Origin of the sequence: Frigoribacterium sp. VKM Ac-2530 (assembly GCF_015350835.1) — a bacterium.
Classification (GTDB): Bacteria; Actinomycetota; Actinomycetes; order Actinomycetales; family Microbacteriaceae; genus Frigoribacterium.
Genome location: NZ_JADKSE010000002.1, coordinates 137,446 through 159,720, shown reverse-complemented (window position 1 = coordinate 159,720; position 22,275 = coordinate 137,446). Strand labels below are relative to the sequence as shown.

Sequence of the window (22,275 nt, the reverse complement as noted above, 5' to 3'; positions counted from 1 at the left end):
CTCACGACGCGCGCACCCGAGGGTCCACGAGCCGCTCGGCCAGGTCGCCGAGGGCCACGACGACCACGTACGAGAGCGCGGAGACGAGGGCCACGCCGGTGACGAGGGGGATGTCCCGCAGCGTCACGGCCCCGAGCAGGGTGCGGCCGAGGCCGGGCCGGGCGAAGACGGACTCGACGACGACCGCCCCGCTCAGCAGCGAGCCGAAGGCCCAGCCGGAGAGGGCCAGGCCGGGAAGGGCGGCGTGCCGCAGCAGGTGCCGCCCGAAGAGCCCCGAGGTCGACTCGCCCCGGGCGCGGGCGGAGAGGGCGAACGGCGACGACGCCGCGTCCAGCAGGGAGTCGCGCGTCACCTGGCCGAGGAACCCGGCCACCGGCACGGCCAGCGTCACCACCGGCAGCACGAGGCCGATCGGGGTGCCGGTGCTCACCGGGGGCAGGAGGCCGAGCTGGGTGCTGAGCACCAGCACGAGCACGCTGCCGAGCCAGAAATGGGGCACCGCGGCCGCCACGACCTCGAGGCCGGACGAGACCGCGGCGGCGACCCGGCCGCCCAGGGTGGCCCACCAGGCGGTCCCCAGCGCGATCAGCCAGGCGACGGCCAGCGCGCACGCCGCCAGCACGACCGTGCCGGGCAGCTGGTCGAGCAGCAGCGCGCCGACGTCCGTGCGGAGCGAGTACGAGGTGCCGAGGTCGCCGGTCGCGAGACGGCCGAGCTGGGCCAGGTACTGCAGGAGGAGCGGGTCGTCCAGCCCGTACTGCTCGCGCACCAGCGCCAGCGCCTCGGCCGACACCTGCGACCCCGGACCCCCGAGGATCGCCTCGGCGGGGTCACCGGGCACCAGCCGGATCGCGAAGAAGACCATCGTCGCGACCGCCCAGAGCACGACCACGCCGCCGACGACGCGACCGGTCAGCCACCGGGCCGCCGCTGCCGCGCGCCCGCGCCTCCTGCGCTCCGGCCTCGCGGGCGACGGGGAGGACGCGTCGTCCGTGGTGGGGGGAGCGGTCGAGGAGGCGCGGCCCGCCGCGGCGTCGCGCCCCGGCTCAGTCGGTACGGGAAGCGTCATACAGGGTGACGGCCGAGACCGGCGGCAGGGCGCGGACGCCGGTCACGGACGAGCGCACGAGGTAGTGGTTCTGCTGGTCGTAGAGCGGCAGCACCGTGTAGCTCTCGAGGACGATCTGCTGAGCCTGCTGGTAGAGGTCGGCCCGCTCGTCGGGGTCGCTCGTCTGCGCGGCGTCGGTGAGCAGCTGGTCGAGGGCAGGATCGCTCAGCTGCGCCAGGTTGGCGAAGTAGCCGCTCGGCGCGGGCGTGATGCCGGCCGTGTCGTACAGGATGCGCAGCACGTCGGGTCCGACCTTCGTGTACGGCGCGCTGACCAGGTCGTAGTCGTTCTCGGCGAGGGCGCCGTACCAGCTCGACAGGTCGAGGGGAGACAGCACGACCTCGATGCCCAGCTGCTTCGCGCCGGCCTGGATCTGCTCGAAGAGCGACTGCTCGGCGGGGATCGACTGGTTCGTGCTCACGGGGAACTCGAGGGAGAGGCGCTCGCCGCCCTTGGTGCGGTAGCCGTCGGAGTCTCGCTCCGTCCAGCCGGCCTCGTCGAGCAGCTCGCCGGCGGCGTCGGGGTCCACGTCGAACAGCGACTCGTCGGAGTACGCCAGGGGCTCGACGCTCGACAGGGCCGAGTACGACCGGTCTGCCGTGCCGAAGAAGAGCGAGTCGATGCCGTCGTTCACGTCGACCCCGGTGATGAAGGCCTGCCGTACCCGCTCGTCGTCGAAGGGGGCCTTGCCCGAGTTCAGCTCGATCCGGTTCGCGGCGCCGGGGCGGGGCGCGTCGATCTCGTCGAGCGAGTCGTCCTTCTCGGCCGCGACGAGGGTGTCGGGCTGCACGTTGTCGATCACGTCGACCTGGCCGGCCTGGAGGGCCGCGTAGCGGGCCGCGGAGTCCGGGATGAAGCGCCAGACGACCTCGTCGAGGTGGGCAGGGCCGTCGTGGTCGGCGTCGGCGGGCGGCGACGCGTAGTCGTCGTTGCGGGTCAGGACGACGCGGTCCTGCTTCGTCCACGACTCGACCACGAAGGGGCCGGTGCCGACGGGCGACTCGCAGTTCACCTCCTGGGAGCGCTCGAGCGCCTCCGGCGACTCCATGGCGAGCCACGGCTGCGTGAGTGACTCGAGCAGCGCGCTGTCGGGCTCGCTGAGGTCGAAGCGGGCGGTCCGGGCGTCGACGGCCTCGACGCCGGTGACCTTCTGCAGGGCGAGGTAGCCGGTCGACGAGAGCGTCTCCGGGTCCTGCAGGTGCGCGACGTTGGCGGCGACCGCGGCAGCGTCGAAGGGCGTGCCGTCGGTGAACGAGACGTCGTCGCGCAGCGTGAAGGTCCAGCTGAGGCCGTCGTCCGACTCCTCCCACGAGTCGGCGAGCCACGGCACGACCTCGCCCTCGGAGTCCTTCGACACGAGCGACTCGAGGTACTGCGTCGAGACGAGCGCCTGCGGGTAGTTGCCGCCGACGTGGGGGTCGAGGCAGGTCGGCTCGGCGTCGCCGGTGGCGTAGGTCAGGGTGCCGCCCGCTCGTGGGGTCCCGTCGTCGGAGGCGTCGCCGCCGGAGGCGCAGCCCGCGAGCAGCAGGGCGCCGGCCGAGGCGAGGGCGAGCAGGGGGAGTGAGCGCGTGCGCATGGGGCTCCGGGAGGTGGGTGACGACGTCGGGCGACCTTCTTGCACTCGGTACAAGAAGGCCGTGGACGAGTCTAGCGGCATGATGGTCCCCATGTCAGGCGAGACGGGACCCCGCACCGGCCGGCCCTCGGGCCGTCCCCGTCGCTCGTCGGCCGACGTCCTGGCGGACGCCGCGGCCGAGCTGTTCCTCGAGCAGGGCTGGTCGAGCACGACGGTCGACCAGATCGCGCAGCGGGCAGGGGTGAGCCGCGGCACGTTCTTCAACTACTTCGAGTCGAAGGCGGACACGTTCTGGCTCGACCTGGACGCGACCGCGGCGGGCCTCGGGGACGTCCTCCGCGCCTCCTCGGGGCCGTCGACCGTGCGGAGGGTCGAGTCGGCGCTGGTGCAGCTGGCGGCCGCGCACCCCGCCGACCGTGTGCCGTGGGCACTCACCCAGTCGGACGCGATGGGGCTCGGCGACGACCTCGTGGCCTCCGCGGCCGTGCGCCTCGTGCGCATCCGCGCGACGGTGGCGTCGTTCCTCTGCGAGTCGGAGGGCGTGCCTCGCGGCGACGTCCGGAGCGAGGTCGCGGCGTCGTGCCTGCTCGCGGCGGCGTCGACGGCGGTCGTGACGTGGGCCAGGGCGGGCGTCCGCCGACGGGCCCTGCACGAGGAGGTCGCGGCTGCGCTGGCCCCCGTGGCCGACGGCCTCGCGCGCGCCGACCGGCCCGTCGACGCCTAGGCCGTGGGGGTGGAGGCGGTCGACGGCGAGACGGGGGACAGCACGTCGTCGAGCTGAGCGCGCTTCGGGAACACCCACTTGTTCATGGCCCAGTAGCGGAACACCATCGCCAGCGCGGTGCCGATCACGGGGCCGCTGACGAAGTCGGCGATCTCCTGCGTCGTACGCGAGACCTGAGGCACCTCGAAGCCGAGGCCGTAGCGCGAGAGGTAGAGGGGCGCCGAGTTGATGGCGACGCCGATGACGCTGACGACGACGAAGAGCAGCATCTCCTGGCCGGTGTGGCGGTCGCCGCGGTCGTCGAACGACCATTTCTTGTTCATCCAGTACGACACGACCGTCGCGACGATGATGCCGAGCGACAGCGCGGTCACCGGGTGCTGCGGGATGACGAAGAGCTTGAGACCGTAGTTGATCACCATGGTGATGACGAACCCGATGCCGCCGACCACGAGGAAGCGGAGGGCGGAGGGGTGGGCCTTGGCCAGCCGGATCATCGTGCGCACGGATCGACGCTACAGGGGCTCCCTAAGAAGGCGCCGGGCGTTGTCCCCTCAACGCACGCGCGCGGCGAGGGGGCCCTACGTCTCCAGGATGATGTTGCCCGACGAGAGGACGAGGATCGCTCATGGCGCGTCCTGAGGGCGTCTCGAGTCGGTACGTTCTGATCACCGGCAGGCATCGACACCGCCGGGGCCGGCGCTCCGGGGGTGGGGAGGAGCGCTGCGGCCTTGCTTCCCACGGGGACGGACACATCATGAAGGACTACAAGGCGGTCGCGCTCGCGCTTCCGACGATCGTCGCGCTGACTCTCGGGGGAGTCGCCCTGACTGCCGCGCCCGCGCTGGCCGAGCCCGCGCCGATCGCGACCACGGAGGCGGCGTCCGCCGCTCCCGAGGACGCGATCGCGGCGGACGAGGGCGCGGGGGCGCCTGCTGTCGAGGTGCCGGCCGAGGCCGTCGAGCCTGAGGAGGCCGGGGAACCCGACGCCGTCGAGCCCGAGGAGTCCGTGGACCCCGAGCCTGGGGAGGCCGCGGAGCCCGAGGCCGTCGAGCCTGAGGAAGCGGCGGCGCCGGCCTCCGAGGCACCTGCCACCGGTGACGCTGCGGCGCAGGTCGACGCGGAGCCCACGGAGTTCTCGGTGACCAGTCCGCTCGACGGCGCCGTGCTCCCGTCCGCCGGTGTGGTCGTGACCGCAGAGGTGCCGGAGGGCAGCGCGGTTCGGATGAGCAGCTCGCCCGATGGAGGCGGACGCTACGAGCCCTCGTCCGGCACGAGCATCTCGCAGGCGTTCTTCCTCGAGGCGTCCACCGTGCCCGTCGAGCACGTCGTCACCGTCCAGGTGACGAGCCCTGACGGACGAGACCTCGGCTCGGTGCAGCGCCGCGTCGTCGTCCCGGCCCTGGCGCCCCTGCCTGCGCCGGTCCTCGTCACGCCGGCCACGGGGGCCGCCGTCGTGGGCGTCCCGTACTCCTCGGGCGACTTCAGCACCGGCGCGATCGAGCTGTCGGGAACGGGAGCGCCCGGTGCGGTCATCGACGTCGACCTGCTCGCACTGGACCCCGTCGTGCCCTGGGGCTACGACGACGAGGCTCCCCTCGTCGCCGCGGACGGATCGTGGCAGGACGTGGTCTGGATGCCGTACGGATCGTGGCGCGTCTCTGCTGCACAGCAGTCCGTCGACGCGAACGGCTTCGCGACGTCGCTGCGCTCGACCTTCGACTCGATCGACGTCCTGGTGGTCGAGCCGGACACTGCTCCGGCCGCCCCCGCCTCCCCGGCCGTCCTGCCCGTCGTGGAGACGACCGCGGTCGTGCCCGTCGTGCCGGCGCGGTCCGTCGTCCCGTCCCTGCCGCGTGCTCTCGCGTCCACCGGCACGGACGAGGCCACGCCGTGGGCCGGACTCGTCGGCACGGGCCTGGTCCTGCTCGGAGGGGCCTCGCTGGTCGTGGCCAGGAGGGCACGCCGGGCCTGACCTCACGTCCGGTCGAGCGGAAGCTCGAGGGCCCGTCTCCCCGAGGGGAGGCGGGCCCTCGTCGTCGGCAGGGCCGAGCAGGGCGCGGTCAGCGACGCGGCTGCAGGCTCGGCTCGTCCGGTGTCGAGAGGGTGAGCACCGCCTCCTCGACGACGTCGTGCTCCTCGAGCTCGCGCTCCACGCGGCGGAGGGCGACGGCGACGTGCTCCTCGGTGTCGTCGCCCGTCATGTCGACGGCGGCGACCAGGTAGAGACGGCTCGGGCCGACGAACTCCGTGTGCAGGTAGGTGACGCGGGCGATCTCGGGCCGGGCGAGCAGGCGCTCGAGCACCGTCGTCTCGAGCTCGTCGCTCGGGCTCTCGCCCACGAGGAACCGGCGGTTGCGGTCGACGAGCACGAGGGCGACGACGCCGAGGAGCACGCCGACGAGGATCGAGCCGACCGCGTCGAAGACGGCCGAGCCGGTGATCTGGTGCAGGAAGATGCCGAGGAACGCGATGAGCAGGCCGACGAGGGCGGCGGCGTCCTCGGCGAAGACGGCACGCAGCGTCGAGTTCGAGCTGCGCAGCACGAAGCGCAGGGTGGGGACCTGCCCGGCCCGGGCGCTGCCGCGGGCCTGGCGGAAGGCCTGGAGGAACGACGTGCCCTCGAGCAGGAAGGCCACCCCGAGCACGACGTAGTTCACCAGGTAGTCCTCGGCCTCCTCGGCCGCGCCGAGCTGGGAGATGCCGTGCTGGATCGACACCACGGCGCCGACGGTGAAGAGCCCGAACGCCGCGAACATCGACCAGACGTAGGTCTCCTTGCCGTAGCCGAGGGGGTGGTCGTCGTCCCTCTGCTTGACGCCGCGCTTGTCGGCGATGAACAGGAAGATCTCGTTGCCCGTGTCGGCCCACGAGTGCGCCGACTCGGCCACCATCGACGCGGAGCCCGTGAGGAACGCCGCGACGGTCTTCGCCACGGCGATCAGCAGGTTCGCGAGGAACGCCACGATCACCGTCGTCGTGCTCTCGGGCTTCGGTGCGGACCCGGCGCCGGGCTCGGTAGGCGGCTCGGTCGCCGCGGGCGGCGCCGCGGAGGGCTCTGGTGTCATGATGCCGATTCTGCACTGCCTGCACCTGATCGCGTCCCGCCTCCTCGGCTCGTATGATGGACGAGCACCGATCCGGCCATCACCGGGGAGCACTCGGCAGAACGCGTCGATCGTCCCGACACCGGGGCAGGAGGCGTCACTAGACCCGAGCGGGGCAGGCCCGTCACAGCCGCAGCAGAGAGGTCGTCCCGCCAGGGGCGGCAAGCGAGGTGGTACCGCGCCGACCGAGAACCCTCGGCAGGCGTCCTCGTGGACGGACATCCGCAGCACCTGGAGCCCCCATGGCCTACAAGCCGGTACCCGCATCGCCCCGGTTCCCCGACGTCGAGCAGGGCGTGCTCGCCTTCTGGCGTCGCGACGACACCTTCCAGGAGTCGATCCGCGCCCGCGAGGGCAGCGACGAGTGGGTCTTCTACGACGGCCCGCCCTTCGCCAACGGCCTGCCGCACTACGGCCACCTCCTCACCGGCTACGCCAAGGACGTCTTCCCGCGGTACCAGACCATGCGCGGCAAGCAGGTGCACCGCCGGTTCGGCTGGGACACCCACGGCCTGCCCGCCGAGCTCGAAGCCATGCGCCAGCTCGGCATCACCGAGAAGCACCAGATCGACGAGATGGGCATCGGCGCGTTCAACGCCGCGGCGCGCAGCTCGGTGCTCCAGTACACCGACGAGTGGCAGGGCTACGTCACCCGTCAGGCCCGGTGGGTCGACTTCGACGACGACTACAAGACCCTCGACGTCAGCTACATGGAGAGCGTCCTCTGGGCCTTCAAGCAGCTGTGGGACAAGCAGCTCGCCTACGAGGGCTTCCGGGTGCTGCCCTACTGCTGGCACGACCAGACGCCGCTGTCGAACCACGAGCTCCGCATGGACGACGACGTCTACAAGATGCGCCAGGACCAGACGGTCACCGTCGCGTTCCCGCTCGTCGGCGCCAAGGCCGAGTCGCTCGGCCTGACCGGCGTCGAGGCGCTCGCCTGGACGACGACCCCGTGGACGCTGCCGACGAACATGGCGCTCGCCGTGGGGCCCGAGATCACGTACGTGACGGTGCCGCACGCCCTGCTGCCCGGCGAGCGCACGGGCGACCAGCAGCTGCTCACGGGCAGCGTGTTCCTGCTCGCCGCCGACACCCTCGCCGCCTACGCGAGAGACCTCGGCTACGACTCGCCCGAGGCGGCCCAGGCCGCCGTCACGGCGACCTTCGCCGGCGCCGAGCTCGAGGGCGTCGAGTACGACCGCATCTGGGACGTCTACGCCGACACGGAGGCGTGGGGCACCGAGAACGCCTGGCGCCTGCTGGTCGCCGACTACGTCGCGACCGGCGAGGGGACCGGCATCGTGCACCAGGCGCCCGCCTACGGCGAGGACGACCAGCTGGTCTGCGCCGCCGCCGGCATCCCCGTCATCGTGTCGGTCGACGAGGCCGGCCGCTTCCTGCCGATGTTCGACGAGCTCGGCGTCGCCGGGCTGCAGGTCTTCGACGCCAACAAGGTGCTCGTGCAGCGCCTCCGCGCCGACGGCCGCCTCGTGCGGCTGGCGAGCTACGAGCACAGCTACCCGCACTGCTGGCGCTGCCGCAACCCGCTGATCTACAAGGCCGTCTCGAGCTGGTTCGTCCGCGTCACCGACGTGCGCGACCGGATGGGCGACCTCAACCAGGAGATCACCTGGGTGCCCGAGAACGTCAAGGACGGCCAGTTCGGCAAGTGGGTCGCGGGCGCCCGCGACTGGTCGATCTCGCGCAACCGCTACTGGGGCTCGCCGATCCCCGTCTGGCGCAGCGACGACCCGGCCTTCCCGCGCACCGACGTCTACGGCTCGCTGGCCGACCTCGAGGCCGACTTCGGCCGCCTGCCGACGAACGAGCAGGGCGAGCCCGACCTGCACCGTCCGTACATCGACGACCTGACCCGGCCGAACCCCGACGACCCCTCGGGGCAGAGCACGATGCGCCGCATCGAGGACGTCTTCGACGTCTGGTTCGACTCCGGTTCGATGCCGTTCGCGCAGGTGCACTACCCGTTCGAGAACCAGGAGTGGTTCGAGACGCACGCCCCCGCCGACTTCATCGTCGAGTACATCGGTCAGACGCGCGGCTGGTTCTACGTCATGCACGCGCTCTCGACGGCGCTCTTCGACCGGCCCGCGTTCTCGAACGTCATCAGCCACGGCATCGTGCTGGGCTCGGACGGCCAGAAGATGTCGAAGAGCCTCCGCAACTACCCCGACGTCTCCGAGGTCTTCGACCGCGACGGCGCCGACGCGATGCGCTGGTTCCTGATGTCCAGCTCGGTGATCCGCGGCGGCAACCTCGTCGTGACCGAGGAGGGCATCCGCGAGGGCGTCCGGCAGTTCCTGCTGCCGCTCTGGAGCACCTACTACTTCTTCACCCTGTACGCGAACGCCGCCGACGGGGGCAGCTCGGGAGGCGAGGGCCGGCACGTCGCGGACGGCCTCGTCGCGACCTGGCGCACCGACTCGACCGACGTGCTGGACCGGTACCTGCTGGCGAAGACGCGCCTCCTCGTCACCGACGTCGAGCGGCACCTCGACGCGCTCGACTCGCCGCTCGCGGCGGCCGCCCTGCGCGACTTCGCCGACGTGCTCACCAACTGGTACGTGCGCCGGTCGCGCGACCGCTTCTGGGCCGGCGACGACCGCGACGCCTTCGACACGCTCTTCACCGTCCTCGAGACGGTCGCGCGCGTGGCCGCGCCCCTGGCGCCCCTCGTGACGGAGGAGATCTGGAAGGGCCTCACCGGCGGTCGCAGCGTGCACCTCACCGACTGGCCCGACGCCTCCGCGTTCCCCGCGGACGACGCCCTGGTGGCCTCGATGGACGCCGTCCGGGCGATCGCGTCGTCGGGCCTGGCGCTCCGCAAGGCGACCGGCCTGCGCGTGCGCCTCCCGCTGGCTCGCCTCACGGTCGTGGCGCCCGACCCGGCCGGACTCGAGCCGTTCGGCCCGATCCTCCGCGACGAGCTGAACGTCAAGGAGGTGGCGTTCACGCCCCTGACGGAGGAGAGCCTCGGCGAGTGGGGCGTCACCCGCAAGCTGACCGTCAACGCCCGTGCGGCAGGGCCCCGCATCGGCAAGCAGGTGCAGCAGGTCATCCCGGCCGCGAAGAAGGGCGACTGGGCGCCCGTCGGCGAGAACGTCGTCGTCGGCGGCGTCGAGCTGCTGCCGGGCGAGTTCACCCTCGAGCTGGCGGTCGACGACCCGTCGGCGGCGATCGCCTTCGTCGGCGACGGCGGCTTCGTGCTGCTCGACACGGCCACGACGCCGGAGCTCGAGGCCGAGGGCCTGGCCCGCGACGTCGTCCGGGCCGTGCAGCAGGCACGCAAGGCCGCGGGCCTCGACGTGTCCGACCGGGTCGTGACGACCGTGGCGACCGACGCGGCCGCGGCCGCGGCGCTCGGGACGCACCGCGACATGGTGCAGGCCGAGACCCTGACGACCGAGCTGGTCGTCGACGTGCAGGACGACGTCGCGGGACGCGACGGGAAGGTCGCGGTCGGCTCCGGCTCGGCCGTGACGGTGGAGGTGCGACGAGCGTGAGCCCGAAGAAGAGCAAGAAGGATGACGGCGCGGGCCAGGGCGACGGCGAGTTCGCCGCCGAGGCCACCCGGGTGCACGACGAGCTGCTGGCCCGCGTGGGGGAGTCCGCCCCCGAGCCCCGCCTGTCGGCCACGCGCCGGGCCGTCGAGCTGCTCGGCGACCCGCAGCGGGCCTACCCCGTCATCCACATCACGGGCACCAACGGCAAGACGTCGACGAGCCGCATGATCGAGAGCGTCCTCCGCGCCCACGGGCTGCGGACCGGGCTCATGACGAGCCCCCACCTGGTACGCCTCAACGAGCGCATCGTCGTCGACGGCGAGCCCATCAGCGACGAGCGCCTCGTCGCCAACTGGGACGACATCCAGCCCTACCTGACGATGGTCGACACCGAGCTGGAGGCGGCGGGCGAGCCGACGCTCACCTTCTTCGAGGCGCTGACCGCGCTCGCGTTCGCGTGCTTCGCCGACGCCCCGGCCGACGTCGTCGTGCTGGAGGTCGGCATGGGCGGCGAGTGGGACAGCACGAACGTGGCCGACGGCCAGGTCGCCGTCTTCACTCCGATCGCGCTCGACCACCAGGCCCGGCTGGGGTCGACCGTCGAGGCCATCGCCCGGACGAAGGCCGGCATCGTGAAGCCGGCCGCCTCGGTCGTCAGCGCGGCCCAGCTGCCGGAGGCGCTGGCCGAGCTGCAGCGCGCGGCCGAGCTCACGGAGTCGTCGCTGGCCGTCGAGGGCGTCGCCTTCGGCGTCGAGTCCACGACGGTGGCGGTGGGCGGCCAGGTCGTCACGATCCGCGGCGTCGCCGGCCGCTACGAGGACCTGCTGCTGCCGCTCTTCGGCGACCACCAGGCCCAGAACGCGGCCGTCGCCGTGGCCGCGGTCGAGTCGTTCCTCGGCAGCGGCAGCCAGGCACTCGACCACGACGTGCTCGCCGAGGGTCTCGCCGCGGCGACGTCGCCCGGGCGGCTGCAGATCGTGGCGAACGAGCCGACCATCCTCGTCGACGCGGCCCACAACCCGCACGGCGCGCGAGCGCTCGCCAAGGCGATCGACGACTACTTCCAGTTCGGTCGGGTCGTCGCGGTGCTGTCGGTCCTCGCCGACAAGGACGCCGCGGGCATCGTCCGCGCGCTCTCCGGCACGGTCGACCAGTTCGTCGTCACGCAGAGCGGCTCCGACCGCTCCGTGGACGCCGACGAGCTCGCGGCCGTGGCGGTCGGCGTCGTCGGAGCCGCACGCGTCGTGGTCGAGACCGACCTCGTGGCGGCGCTCCGCACGGCCCGCGACCTCGCGGACGAGGCCGAGGGCGACGAGCCCGGCGGCGTCGTGGTGACCGGGTCGATCACGCTGGTCGGCGACGTGCTCGCGCTCTCGCAGGCCGAGGGCGGGCTCTCGTGACCGAGGCGCCGCCTCCTGCGGACCCCACCGGCCCCGCGCGCCCGACGCGCCGGGCGCGTCGACGCGGCGCGGCCGAGAGCCTGCTGTCGATCGTGCTCGTGCTCGAGGCCATGTCGTTGTTCTTCGTCATGCTCGTCGTGAACGGCCGCGACCTGGTGCCCCCGGGCGTCGCGTTCGGCGGCGGCCTCGGCGCCATCGTCCTCATCCTCCTCGTGTCGCGCACCCTGCGCTGGCGGTGGGGGATCGCGCTCGGCTGGGTCGTCCAGCTCGGGCTCGTCGCCTGCGGGCTCCTCGACCCCGTCATGTACGTCGTCGCGGCCCTCTTCGTCGCGATCTGGACCTACTGCCTCGTCAAGGGCACCCAGCTCGACCGCATGAACGCGGCGCGCTTCGGCCCGCAGCCCTGACCGCGGCCCGCGTCGTCGCGCCCGGCCACGAGCCCCCCAGCCACCCGAACCACCACCCGCCCCACACGAAGGAGCACCAGTGACCGACCTCCAAGAGACCCTCGTCCTCGTCAAGCCCGACGGCGTCGCCCGCGGCCTCACCGGCGAGATCCTCCGCCGCATCGAGGCGAAGGGCTACTCGCTCGTCGACCTGCGCCTCGTCCAGGCCGACCGCGACCTGCTCGCCCAGCACTACGAGGAGCACGTCGGCAAGCCGTTCTACGAGCCGCTCGTCGAGTTCATGCAGAGCGGCCCCACCGTCGCGATCCGCGTCGCGGGCAACGGCGTCATCCCCGGCTTCCGCTCGCTGGCCGGCACGACCGACCCGACCACCGCCGCCCCCGGCACGATCCGCGGCGACCTCGGCCGCGACTGGGGCCTCGCCGTGCAGCAGAACCTCGTGCACGGCAGCGACAGCCCCGAGAGCGCCGCGCGCGAGCTCGCGTTGTGGTTCTGATCTGATCGATGTGCCGCCGCCCCTGCGGCGCATGCCGGGAGTAGTCGCACGGGGCTGATGCTCGGCCCCGTGCGGCGGCTCCAGGCACCGGCTCCGCAGCTGCCTTCGCCGTCGCGGGGCGTCCCGCCCCTCCTTCGTCGTTCACGACCGGGCGTCGGTCAGGGGGACGGCGTGGCCGTCGACCCGGGCAGCTCGCCCGTGCTCGTGTCGCCGGTCGGCTGGCCGCCGGCCACCTCGGCCACGAACTGCGCGAACGCGGCGGCGTCGGTGGGCGAGCCCTGGTACTGCTGGCCGTTGACCAGCACGGTCGGCGTCGCGGACACCGCCGCGAGGTCGGAGTTCGGCAGCGGGTCGTTCAGCGCGCGCTCGGTCGCGGACGCGACCCAGTCGGCGAACTCGCCGTCGGTGATGCAGGAGGCGACGGCAGGGTCGTCGGCGCCCGCGCCCTCCACCAGCGTCACCAGCTCGTCGTTCGTCAGGCCGGTCGTGTTCTCGGTCGGCTGCTGCGCGAACAGGGCGGTGTTGACGTCGAGCGCCGTGTCGGGCTGGTAGTTCGCGACGCAGGCGAGGGCGTTCGCCGACCGGGTCGAGTACTTCGACCCGAGGCTCGCGTTGTCGAGGAACCCGAGGGGGTGGATCTCGAGGTCCGCCACACCCTGGGTGACCCAGGTCTCGAGCTGCTCGGCGTTCGTGGTGTCGAACTGGCCGCAGTAGGGGCACATGTAGTCGAGGTAGACGACGATGCTCGGCTTCTCGGCCGTGCCGGCCGCGGACGGCGTGGGGGAGCCGTCGGCGGGCGTGGCCTCCGTCGTGACGGCGGAGACGGTCGTGCCGTCGCCCGAGAGCACGATGCCGTCGCTGGCCATGTTCAGGGGGCCGGGGCCCGCGGGCGAGAGCGATCGCGTGATCACCAGGGCCACGACGGCGAGGATCGCGAGCACGCCCACGACGAGGCCGCCCTGCAGGGCCCACTTGTTGCGGCGCCGGCGCTTGGCCTCCGCCTCACGCGTGACGCGCGCCTTCTCGCGGGCGGACTCCCGTCGCTCGCGCTTGGTCTCTCCTGGTCCGGCTGGTGGCGTCATGGTTCCTCGCTCGTCGGTGTCGGTGGCCTCGTCGACCCTCTCGCACCTCCCCATGGGGAGGCTGAGCGGCTCAGCGGAGCAGGGTGGGCAGGAGGAGCGGGAACTGCACGACGATCACCGTGGCGACGACGACGTAGTTCAGCACGGGCATGATCCAGGAGAACGGCAGGAACGCCGCGGCGGCCCGCTGGAGCCGGCCGTGCGGCACGGTCACGCCGCGCGCGAGGCCCCACACCAGCAGGATCCAGAAGAGCGGGATGGTCACCGACCAGACGAGCATGCACCACGGGCAGAGGGCCCCGATGACGAACACCGTCTGGGTGAACAGCCACGTGACGAACACCCAGGCCAGGAACACGCCCGCCGTGAAGGCGACCCAGAACCACCGGGCGAACCGTGCGCCGGCGAGCAGCCCGACGCCCACGGCGACGGGGGCCGCGAACCCGACGAGCCCGAGGATCGGGTTGGGGAAGCCGAACAGCGACGCCTGCCAGCTGTTGATCACCGGGGAGCAGCCGACGAACGGGTTGACGTCGCAGCCGAGCGAGGCGGTCGGGTCCTCGAGCAGCCGGAACTTGTCGACGGTCAGCGCGAACGACCCGAGCAGCCCCACGAGCCCGACGATCACCAGGAGGACGGCCGGGACGACGACGGGTCGACCCGTCGACGGGTGGGTGCGCTGAGGCGCTCTCTGCTCGGTCACGACGACGATCATCTCACCGTCCCGATCGTGGTCCGAGGTGAGGCGTGCGATAATCGACCCAGTCGCGGGGCGTGAGTCCCGGGATCAAGACTTTCCGGGCCGTGCTGCACCGCGGGGCCGTCGGCAGGTCGGCCTCCACGAGTGGCCGTCCTCGCGGGCGGGCACCGTCAGGTGGCAGCTAGATCCGGGCCAGGGCGCAGTCGCCCACCGCCGGACAGCCAGTTCCGGACAGAGCAACGAAGAACCTGACGTCGACGAACGACATCCGGGGAGACGCCCGCAGAGACGGGCGCCGGCTCCGGCTGACCGAACGCGACGTCGCTGACGATGCGCGCCGTGAGAGGGCGCGGTGGCCGCAGGCAGGTGCACGGCGCCTCCCGGCCACGACACGAGACCACCCGGCGACGGCGATGCCGACGGCGGGTCGAGGAGCACACCAGCAGTGGTGGACAAGAACGACAACGACAGAGACGGCCAGCCGAAGAAGAAGAGGGGCCTGTTCGCCGGGCTCCTGTCGCGCCAGGTGCCCGCACCGGCGACGACCGCGCGCCGCGCGCTCGGCACCGCCCCCCACGACCGGAACGACGACGCCCAGGAGGCTTCCCCCGTGACCACCGAGAAGGAGGTCGGGGCCGAGGCCGCGACCAGCAGCACCAGCAGCATCGACACCGCCCGCGCCGCGCAGCCCGAGGCCGTGGTCGACACCGAGGCCGTCCAGGCCGACATCGCCGCCGTCGCGCCGCCGCGCGCCGAGGCTCCGGCCGACGACGCGAGCGACGCCGCCGAGGCCGAGTCGGGGCCCATCCCGGCCCAGCTCACCACGACGAGCCTCATCTTCCACGCGCCCGAGATCCTCCCCCTTCCGGCCCGGCCGGGGCGTCGTCGCCACGACGACGAGTGGGACGACCGCGACGACCGTGACGACCGCGACGACGACGACCGCGACCAGCGTGACGACGACCGCGACGACGACGACCGCGACGAGCCCCAGCGCGGCACCTCCCGCCGTCGCCAGCGCGGCCGCTCGCAGGACAGGGAAGAGCGCGACTCCGAGCAGCGCCAGGGCGGCGACCGCGGCGATCGCCGCGAGCGCCCGCAGCGCCAGGTCGAGCTCATCACCGAGCCGCAGCGCATCAAGGGCTCGACCCGTCTCGAGGCCAAGAAGCAGCGTCGCCGCGACGGCCGTGACGCCGGCCGCCGCCGCACCGTCATCACCGAGGCCGAGTTCCTGGCCCGCCGCGAGAGCGTCGACCGCAAGATGATCGTCCGCTCGTCGGGCGACCGCATCGAGATCGGCGTCATGGAGGACGGCACCCTCGCCGAGCACTACGTCGCCAAGGCGCAGAACGTCTCGCTGATCGGCAACGTCTACCTCGGTCGCGTCCAGAACGTGCTCCCGAGCATGGAGGCGGCGTTCGTCGACATCGGACGCGGCCGCAACGCCGTCCTGTACTCCGGCGAGGTCGACTGGGACTCGCTGTCGAACGGCAACCAGCCCCGCCGCATCGAGCTCGCGCTCAAGCCCGGCGACCGCGTGCTCGTCCAGGTCACGAAGGACCCGGTGGGCCACAAGGGCGCCCGTCTGACCAGCCAGATCTCGCTGCCCGGCCGCTACCTCGTCTACGTGCCCAACGGCTCGATGAACGGCATCAGCCGCAAGCTGCCCGACACCGAGCGCGCCCGCCTCAAGAAGATCCTGAAGGAGGCGCTGCCCGAGAACGCGGGAGTCATCGTCCGCACCGCGGCCGAGGGCACCACGGAGGAGCAGCTCACCCTCGACATCACGCGCCTCACGAACCAGTGGGCCGACATCAGCAGCAAGGTCGAGGCCGGCAACGCCCCCGCCCAGCTGCACTCGGAGCCCGACCTGCTGATCAAGATCGTGCGCGACGTCTTCAACGAGGACTTCCACGAGCTCGTCATCGACGGCGACGACGCCTACGACACCCTGCAGTCGTACCTGTCGGCCGTCGCGCCCGACCTGCTCGACCGCGTGAAGCGCTACGAGGGCGACCGCGACGCGTTCGACGAGCACCGCCTCAACGAGCAGATCGAGAAGGCGCTCGACCGCAAGGTCTGGCTGCCCTCCGGCGGCTCGCTGGTCATCGACCGCACCGAGGCCATGACGGTCGTCGACGTCAACACGGGCAAGTTCGTCGGCTCCGGGGGCAACCTCGAGGAGACGGTCACGAAGAACAACCTCGAGGCCGCGGAGGAGATCGTTCGCCAGCTGCGCCTCCGCGACATCGGCGGCATCATCGTCGTCGACTTCATCGACATGGTGCTCGAGTCGAACCGCGACCTCGTGCTGCGCCGCTTGGTCGAGTGCCTCAGCCGTGACCGGACCAAGCACCAGGTCGCCGAGGTCACCTCGCTCGGCCTCGTGCAGATGACGCGCAAGAAGCTCGGCCTCGGCCTGGCCGAGTCGTTCGCCGAGGCAGGCAGCGCCGCCCGCGTGCAGGAGCAGCAGCCGCGCAAGGGCCAGGAGCAGCGCCGCCGTGGCGGAGCACAGGCAGGCAAGCAGGGCGGCGCGGCCGGCGCCTCCGGCGGTCAGGGCCGCGGCCAGGGCGGCCAGGCGGGATCGTCGGCACACCCGACGACCGGCACGCACGCCATCACCGACGACGTGAAGAACGCGCTCTCGCGCATCGCGGCGTCGACGATCGCGCACGCCGAGGACGGCGACCGGCCGGCCGACAGCGACAGCGCCGCCACCGCGGCCGCCGCGGTCGAGGCGGCCATCGACGCCGCCGCGGCCTCGGTGTCGTCCACGCGAGCCGACGAGGCCCAGGACGACTCGTCCGACGAGCCGCGTCGCAGCCGTGGCGGCCGCAAGGGCCGTCGTGGCTCGAGGTCGCGCGACGCCGAGCAGGGCGAGCAGCAGGGCGGCCAGCAGGGCGGCGGACAGCGCGACGCGCAGGCCGACGACCAGCCGGCCCGCGAGACGGCCCCGGTCGCCGAGGCGCCGACGGCGGCACCCGTCGTCGAGGCCCCGGCTGTCGACGTCGCCCCCGCGGCGGCTCAGCAGCCGGCCGCAGCCGCCGAGCCCGCGGCCCCGGCGAAGCGCGGCAGCCGCCGTGCGGCGTCGACCGCCACGGTCACCCCCGAGTCGTCCGTCGCGATCCTCGACATCCCGGTGGCCGCGACCCGTCGCGAGCCCCGCAAGATGAGCACGCACGACGCCGAGCAGATCCTCGACAGCGTGCTCGGCGCGCTGCCCGAGCCCAAGCAGCCCGGACAGGGCCGCGGTCGTTCGCGCCGGGCCTCGAGCTCGGGCACGACGACGGCAGCCGCCTCGTCGGACTCGTCCGAGCAGGCCGAGGGCGGACCGTTCATCCTCGGCGTGGGGGTCAGCTCCGACGAACTGTGACTCGTCTAGGGTGACGGAGTGACTTCGACACCGCAGCCCGACGCGGCGACCGACCGGTCGTCCCGTCGGGCTGCGGTGTTCCTGCGCCGGGCGGTCTCCGAGGTCCGCGGCCTCCGGTCCGACCAGGGCAGGGCGCGCCTCCTGGCCGCCGCGACCGCCCTCGGCGTCGTGCTCGTCGCGCGGTTCGCCCTCGGCCTCGCGGCGCTCGTCGGCTCGGCGCTCGGCTACTCGGTGACGCCCTGGCCGAGCGACTTCACGGCGACGCCCGTCGGCCAGTTCCTCGGCAGCTTCGTGCTCTACCCGTTCCCGTTCTACCTCGTCGCGTTCGTCGTGCTGCTCCTGGTGCGCCCGATCGACCCCGGCCTGTCGCTGCCCCGAGCCCTGCGCCACGGTCTCCTCGCCGGCACGGCGGGCACCGTCGCCCTGGCGCTCGTCGGCATCGTGCCCGGCGTCGCCGCGTCGCTGAGCGGCGGCACCTGGGTCAACCTCGCGCTCTACCTCACGACCATCCCCTTCGCCGCCGGCGTCGTCGACACGGCGCTGTTGCTCGTCGGCGTGGTGCTCGCCTGGCACGCGTCACGCACCGGGGCGGCGGCCGGCGAGACGGTCGCCGGCCCGGACGGCGACGCGATCGCCGAGGAGGCGCCCGCCGGCCCGAGCGCGGCCGCCCCGCACCCGGCACGCGAGCCTGCCCCGGCGCAGCCCGAGGCAGGGGACGTCGCACCGCCCGAGGACGGCCCCGCGGGGTCGGCCCGGCCGCCTGCGGTGCTGCCGCCGGCCCTCGCGACCCGGCCCACGCCTCCTCGGGGCGCCTCCGCCGCCGACGACTGGTCGCGCTTCGCGCCCCCCGCCGCCGACGACGGGGACGGCCGGTGAGGGCTCCGCTGCGCGAACGCGACGTCCTCCACCGCGCCGCCGATGACGGGGACGACCGGTGAGCGCACCCCTCCGCGAACGCGACGCCCTGCGCCGAGCCGCCCACGAGCACGCCCCCGCCCGACGATCGAGGCGCGGACCGCTGCTCGCGGTCGGGATCGGCATCGCCGTGGTGCTGCTCGTGCTGCGCCTCGCGAGCCCGGCCCTCGGCCCGCAGCTGCTGCCCGACACCCTGCAGGACTTCGTCACCCTCACGATCAGCGTCATCGTCGAGTCGGTGCCGTTCGTGCTGCTCGGCATCGTCCTGTCGATCATCGTGCAGGTCTGGCTCCCGCAGGCCTTCTTCACCTCGTGGCTGCCGCGCCAGCCGCTGCTGCGCCGCGCCGTCATCTCGTTCCTCGGCATGTTCCTGCCGGTCTGCGAGTGCGGCAACGTGCCCCTGGCGCGGGGGCTGGTCCTCAAGGGCTTCACCGTCTCCGAGTCGATGACGTTCCTGCTGGCCGCCCCGATCCTCAACCCGATCACGATCATCACGACGCACCAGGCCTTCGGCTGGAGCGACGGCATCCTCGTCGCCCGGCTGGCGGGCGGGTTCCTCATCGCGAACCTGATCGGCTGGCTCTACAGCCGTCACCCCGACCCCGAGAGCCTGCTCACCCGGTCGTTCGCGGCCGAGTGCGCGCTGCCCCAGGAGCACGGCCACAGCGGCGCCTCGAAGCTGCGCGAGAGCGTCGAGCTGTTCCGTCGAGAGATGTCGACCATGATGCCGGCGCTGTTCATCGGCGCCGCCGTGGCCGGCGGCATCCAGACCGCGGTGCCCCGCTCGGTGCTCGTCACCCTGGGCAGCAACCCCGTCTGGTCCGTGCTCGCGATGATGGTGCTGGCGTTCGTCATCTCGCTCTGCTCCAACGTCGACGCGTTCTTCGTGCTGCCGTTCGCGTCGACCTTCATGCCCGGCGGCATCGCGGCGTTCCTCGTCTTCGGGCCGATCATCGACGTCAAGATGCTGGCCCTGCTCCGCACGACGTACCGACCGCGCACCCTCGCGCAGCTGACCCTCGTGGTGGCGCTGACCAGCGCCGCCATCGGACTGGTGGTGAACTACTTTGCCTGACTCCTCCTCGCGTGCTCCCCTCGCCTCCCGGGCGCCGCTCCGGCTCGAGGCCGTCTCGCGCCTCGCCGACCGGTGGCAGGGCGTGCTCCTGACCCTCGTGGTCGGCATCTCGACCCTGTGGCTCTCGGCGACGGGGCAGCTCGTGCTCTACATCCACCCGCGCTACGTGGTGTTCACCGTGATCATGATCGCGATCGGCATGCTGCTGTCGCTCGGCGTGCTCGTCCTGGCGCCCTCGTCCCGCGACGCGGGGGCCGAGGACGACGGGCACGGCCACGACGGCCACGCGCCCGACGGGCACGTGCACGAGCACGCTGCCGAGGTCCGTGCCCCGGCCGAGCGCCCCCGCCGCCGCCGTCGAGGACGTGCCGCCGCTCGCACGGCCGCCGTCGCCACGGGCGCGCTCGTCACCACCGCCGTCGCCGTGTCGCTCGTCGTCCTCCCGCCCGCGACGCTGACGAGCGCGACGGCCGGCCAGCGCGACGTGAACTCGTCCACCGCCTCCCTCGCCGGCACGAGCGTCGAGGACGCCGCGTCCGCCGACGCCGACGCCTACGCCGCGTTCTCGGTGCTCGACTGGGCGGGGCTGCTGCGGCAGACCAGCGACCTGTCGTTCTTCGAGGGCAAGACCGCCGACGTGGTCGGCTTCGTCGTCCCGGCCGGCGACGACCCCGACGTGTTCTACGTGTCGCGCTTCGTCGTCACCTGCTGCGCCGTCGACGCGCAGCCGGTGGGCGTGCCGGTGCACCTCGTCGACTGGCGCAGCCAGGTGTCGGCCGACGACTGGCTCGACGTCTCCGGCGGCTTCCAGACGAACCCGAGCCGCACGTCGAGCGACCCGATCGCCCTGGTGCCCGACGAGCTCGAGAAGGTCGGCCAGCCGAGTGACCCCTACCTCTACTGATCTCTGGGCGGCCGACGGCGATCTCGACGAGGCGGACCGGCACGCCCGGCAGCGGCGGCGCTTCGTCTCGCTCGTCGTCGTGCTCGCGCTCGTCTGCACCGTCTTCGGGGTCCTCACGCACCTGCAGGGGCCCAAGCTGACCGACGTCCAGGTCGACACCACGGCCGTCGTCGACCGGTCGGGCCAGCAGCTCCGCCTGTTCGCCAACCAGCCCGTCGCGCACGTCGACCCCGAGCAGGTGACGATCTCGCCCGCCGCCGACTTCCGGGTGCAGACCTCGGGCGACGTCGTCGCGGTCGAGTTCGCGGACCGGCTCCGCTACGGCACCGAGTACACGGTCACGGTGCAGGGCGTCTCGAGCGTCTACCAGGCTCGCGACGCCACGCTCCGGACGACCTTCAGCACGGACCCGGCCGTGACCTGGCGCGTCGTCCACGGCGCCGAGGGGGCCGACGACGTCCTCGAACGGGCCTCCCTCCTGGGGGGCGGCGACCGGACCGCGGTCTGGTCGGCCCCCCGGATCCAGGCCTTCGAGGCCTTCGACACGGCCGTCGCGGTCGTGACCGACGACGGCGAGCAGTCGACCCTGAGTCTCGTCTCGGACGACGGCGTCGCCGCGGAGACCCTGCCGCTGCCCGACGGGACGGGGCTGATCACGCAGCTGGGCGCGGACGCGGCGACGACCACGCTGGCGTTCTCCTGGCGGCCCCAGGGCTCCGAGCAGGAGCTCCTGTACACGCTGCCCCTCCAGGGCCAGCGCGCCGTCGCCCCCGTCCTGTCGCTCTCGGGCCAGCCCGTGTCGGTGCTCGACTGGGCGGTCGTGCCGGGCCAGGCGAGCCTCGTCGCCCAGGCGGGCGACGAGCAGGTCGCCCTCTACGACCTGACCGGCGCCGCTCCTCCTCGTCCCCTCGGCACGTTCGTCGCCCTGCAGGGCGTCTCGCTCGACGGCCGCGGCATCGTGGCGGCCACGGCGCTCCAGGCGTTCCGCGTCGACCTGGCGACGGGGGAGCAGACGCCGATCCCGTTCTCGGCCGTCGAGGGCGGCACGCCCTACCGGGGCGACCTCGTCGCCGTCGCCGCGACCGAGTACGTGCAGCAGGTGGCCGTGCCGGCCGACGGCGGGGCCAGCTTCACGAACCTGATCGTGCTCGACGACGAGGAGGAGGCGCGGGTGCTGTTCCGCCCCGCGGGCGAGTCGTCGCAGATCGAGGGGTTCTCGGTCTCGCCGAACGGGCAGTACCTGGCCGTCGAGACCGCCTCGGCGGACGACACCACCGACTACAGCTACACGATCGACCCCGTGCCGCAGGGGACGACCACGACGGTGGTCGACATCGAGACCGGGGCCGTCGTCGCGAGCTTCACGGGCCACGCCGCCGCTTGGTGAGCAGGAGGCGCGTCACAGAAGCGCAGCGCGTCAGGGCGCGCGCGACAGGGCGCAGGAGGCGCGGCTGCGGTCAGAGCCCCCGCTTGGCCCGCTGCGAGACGCGCAGGCCGCTGCGCTCGAGCCGGCGGGCCAGGTCGAGCCCGGTGACCGGCTCGGCCCCGGCGGCGACGAGGTCGTGCCAGCGCGACTCGGGCACGTCGTAGTGGTCGTGGTCGAAGCCTCGGCGGGGGATGTCCTGGGCGGCGGCGAAGGCGTGCAGCTCGTCGTACGAGGCGTCGCTGACCAGGTGGGCCCAGACGGTGTCGTGGGCGGGCCAGATCGGCTCGTCGATCAGGATGGTCACGCGCCGATGTTAGTCGGGCGACCGTCGCGTTGACCGGCCCGGACGGGCCCTGTACCATCACAGGTTGGTGCTCACCCGGCCCAGGCGCGCCCGGCTCCGCGGGAGTCCGCCAGGCCGCCCGGCCTGCCGGCCACCATCGTCGCCTCCGTCCGCC

General features: G+C 73.0%; 18 protein-coding genes. 11 read left to right on the top strand and 7 right to left on the bottom strand.

The window, feature by feature from the left end; genetic code table 11:
• Position 1: 1 nt before the first annotated feature.
• Together ITJ48_RS09650 and ITJ48_RS09645 are read right to left on the bottom strand one after the other, a co-directional pair.
• On the bottom strand, positions 2 to 1,069 hold the full coding sequence (locus tag ITJ48_RS09650; RefSeq protein ID WP_194613523.1) for an ABC transporter permease: 1,068 nt from the start codon (positions 1,067 to 1,069) through the stop codon (positions 2 to 4).
• Positions 1,047 to 2,684: an ABC transporter substrate-binding protein gene (locus ITJ48_RS09645; RefSeq protein WP_194613522.1), complete on the bottom strand. Its 1,638-nt coding sequence runs from the start codon at positions 2,682 to 2,684 to the stop codon at positions 1,047 to 1,049. The genes ITJ48_RS09650 and ITJ48_RS09645 overlap by 23 nt, the downstream gene beginning before the upstream one ends.
• A gap of 91 nt (positions 2,685 to 2,775) precedes the next feature.
• Here ITJ48_RS09645 and ITJ48_RS09640 point away from each other — a divergent pair, with 91 nt between their 5' ends.
• Positions 2,776 to 3,408 (top strand): TetR/AcrR family transcriptional regulator, encoded by a 633-nt coding sequence (locus tag ITJ48_RS09640; protein ID WP_194613521.1) that lies wholly within the window; start codon positions 2,776 to 2,778, stop codon positions 3,406 to 3,408.
• Here ITJ48_RS09640 and ITJ48_RS09635 read toward each other — a convergent pair.
• On the bottom strand, positions 3,405 to 3,905 hold the full coding sequence (locus ITJ48_RS09635) for a GtrA family protein (protein WP_194614402.1): 501 nt from the start codon (positions 3,903 to 3,905) through the stop codon (positions 3,405 to 3,407). The genes ITJ48_RS09640 and ITJ48_RS09635 overlap by 4 nt on opposite strands.
• 260 nt (positions 3,906 to 4,165) lie before the next feature.
• On the opposite strand from ITJ48_RS09635, the gene ITJ48_RS09630 reads away from it, so the two are divergent.
• Positions 4,166 to 5,383 (top strand): LPXTG cell wall anchor domain-containing protein, encoded by a 1,218-nt coding sequence (locus tag ITJ48_RS09630; protein ID WP_194613520.1) that lies wholly within the window; start codon positions 4,166 to 4,168, stop codon positions 5,381 to 5,383.
• A gap of 88 nt (positions 5,384 to 5,471) precedes the next feature.
• Here the strand turns inward: ITJ48_RS09630 and ITJ48_RS09625 are convergent, their stop codons facing one another.
• Complete coding sequence (locus tag ITJ48_RS09625) at positions 5,472 to 6,476, bottom strand: cation diffusion facilitator family transporter (RefSeq protein WP_194613519.1); 1,005 nt, start codon at positions 6,474 to 6,476, stop codon at positions 5,472 to 5,474.
• A gap of 281 nt (positions 6,477 to 6,757) precedes the next feature.
• Here ITJ48_RS09625 and ileS point away from each other — a divergent pair, with 281 nt between their 5' ends.
• The 4 genes from ileS to ndk all read left to right on the top strand — a co-directional run bounded on the left by ileS (position 6,758) and on the right by ndk (position 12,342).
• A complete protein-coding gene (gene ileS, locus ITJ48_RS09620) occupies positions 6,758 to 10,039 on the top strand; it encodes an isoleucine--tRNA ligase (protein ID WP_194613518.1) in 3,282 nt (1,093 codons plus the stop codon).
• Positions 10,036 to 11,439: a folylpolyglutamate synthase/dihydrofolate synthase family protein gene (locus tag ITJ48_RS09615; RefSeq protein WP_194613517.1), complete on the top strand. Its 1,404-nt coding sequence runs from the start codon at positions 10,036 to 10,038 to the stop codon at positions 11,437 to 11,439. The genes ileS and ITJ48_RS09615 overlap by 4 nt, the downstream gene beginning before the upstream one ends.
• On the top strand, positions 11,436 to 11,846 hold the full coding sequence (locus ITJ48_RS09610) for a DUF4233 domain-containing protein (protein WP_194613516.1): 411 nt from the start codon (positions 11,436 to 11,438) through the stop codon (positions 11,844 to 11,846). The genes ITJ48_RS09615 and ITJ48_RS09610 overlap by 4 nt, the downstream gene beginning before the upstream one ends.
• A 79-nt stretch (positions 11,847 to 11,925) precedes the next feature.
• Positions 11,926 to 12,342, top strand: coding sequence for a nucleoside-diphosphate kinase (gene ndk / locus ITJ48_RS09605; RefSeq protein WP_123548247.1), 417 nt, complete (start codon positions 11,926 to 11,928; stop codon positions 12,340 to 12,342).
• 158 nt (positions 12,343 to 12,500) lie between these two features.
• Here ndk and ITJ48_RS09600 read toward each other — a convergent pair whose 3' ends face one another.
• Positions 12,501 to 13,424 (bottom strand): thioredoxin domain-containing protein, encoded by a 924-nt coding sequence (locus ITJ48_RS09600; RefSeq protein ID WP_194613515.1) that lies wholly within the window; start codon positions 13,422 to 13,424, stop codon positions 12,501 to 12,503.
• A 70-nt stretch (positions 13,425 to 13,494) separates the two neighbouring features.
• Positions 13,495 to 14,127, bottom strand: a complete 633-nt coding sequence (locus ITJ48_RS09595; RefSeq protein WP_370544866.1) for a vitamin K epoxide reductase family protein — start codon at positions 14,125 to 14,127, stop codon at positions 13,495 to 13,497.
• Between the two features lie 442 nt (positions 14,128 to 14,569).
• On the opposite strand from ITJ48_RS09595, the gene ITJ48_RS09590 reads away from it, so the two are divergent.
• From ITJ48_RS09590 to ITJ48_RS09570, 5 genes are read left to right on the top strand one after another with little or no spacing between them, the layout of a single operon-like run.
• On the top strand, positions 14,570 to 17,497 hold the full coding sequence (locus ITJ48_RS09590; RefSeq protein WP_194613513.1) for an Rne/Rng family ribonuclease: 2,928 nt from the start codon (positions 14,570 to 14,572) through the stop codon (positions 17,495 to 17,497).
• 18 nt (positions 17,498 to 17,515) lie between these two features.
• Positions 17,516 to 18,373, top strand: coding sequence for a hypothetical protein (locus ITJ48_RS09585; protein WP_194613512.1), 858 nt, complete (start codon positions 17,516 to 17,518; stop codon positions 18,371 to 18,373).
• Positions 18,374 to 18,431: 58 nt separating this feature from the next.
• The gene (locus ITJ48_RS09580) at positions 18,432 to 19,487 is read left to right on the top strand and encodes a permease (RefSeq protein WP_370544865.1); all 1,056 of its coding nucleotides are present in this window, start codon (positions 18,432 to 18,434) and stop codon (positions 19,485 to 19,487) included.
• On the top strand, positions 19,480 to 20,391 hold the full coding sequence (locus ITJ48_RS09575; RefSeq protein WP_228506848.1) for a TIGR03943 family protein: 912 nt from the start codon (positions 19,480 to 19,482) through the stop codon (positions 20,389 to 20,391). The genes ITJ48_RS09580 and ITJ48_RS09575 overlap by 8 nt, the downstream gene beginning before the upstream one ends.
• The gene (locus ITJ48_RS09570; protein WP_194613511.1) at positions 20,372 to 21,778 is read left to right on the top strand and encodes a hypothetical protein; all 1,407 of its coding nucleotides are present in this window, start codon (positions 20,372 to 20,374) and stop codon (positions 21,776 to 21,778) included. The genes ITJ48_RS09575 and ITJ48_RS09570 overlap by 20 nt, the downstream gene beginning before the upstream one ends.
• A 70-nt stretch (positions 21,779 to 21,848) precedes the next feature.
• Here the strand turns inward: ITJ48_RS09570 and ITJ48_RS09565 are convergent, their stop codons facing one another.
• On the bottom strand, positions 21,849 to 22,121 hold the full coding sequence (locus ITJ48_RS09565) for a DUF4031 domain-containing protein (protein ID WP_194613510.1): 273 nt from the start codon (positions 22,119 to 22,121) through the stop codon (positions 21,849 to 21,851).
• Positions 22,122 to 22,275: the final 154 nt, after the last annotated feature.

Coding starts and splice junctions, on each gene's coding strand:
- ITJ48_RS09650 (WP_194613523.1), bottom strand. CDS start 1,069: ATGACGCTTCCCGTACCGACTGAGCCGGGGCGCGACGCCGCGGCGGGC.
- ITJ48_RS09645 (WP_194613522.1), bottom strand. CDS start 2,684: ATGCGCACGCGCTCACTCCCCCTGCTCGCCCTCGCCTCGGCCGGCGCC.
- ITJ48_RS09640 (WP_194613521.1), top strand. CDS start 2,776: ATGTCAGGCGAGACGGGACCCCGCACCGGCCGGCCCTCGGGCCGTCCC.
- ITJ48_RS09635 (WP_194614402.1), bottom strand. CDS start 3,905: ATGATCCGGCTGGCCAAGGCCCACCCCTCCGCCCTCCGCTTCCTCGTG.
- ITJ48_RS09630 (WP_194613520.1), top strand. CDS start 4,166: ATGAAGGACTACAAGGCGGTCGCGCTCGCGCTTCCGACGATCGTCGCG.
- ITJ48_RS09625 (WP_194613519.1), bottom strand. CDS start 6,476: ATGACACCAGAGCCCTCCGCGGCGCCGCCCGCGGCGACCGAGCCGCCT.
- ileS (WP_194613518.1), top strand. CDS start 6,758: ATGGCCTACAAGCCGGTACCCGCATCGCCCCGGTTCCCCGACGTCGAG.
- ITJ48_RS09600 (WP_194613515.1), bottom strand. CDS start 13,424: ATGACGCCACCAGCCGGACCAGGAGAGACCAAGCGCGAGCGACGGGAG.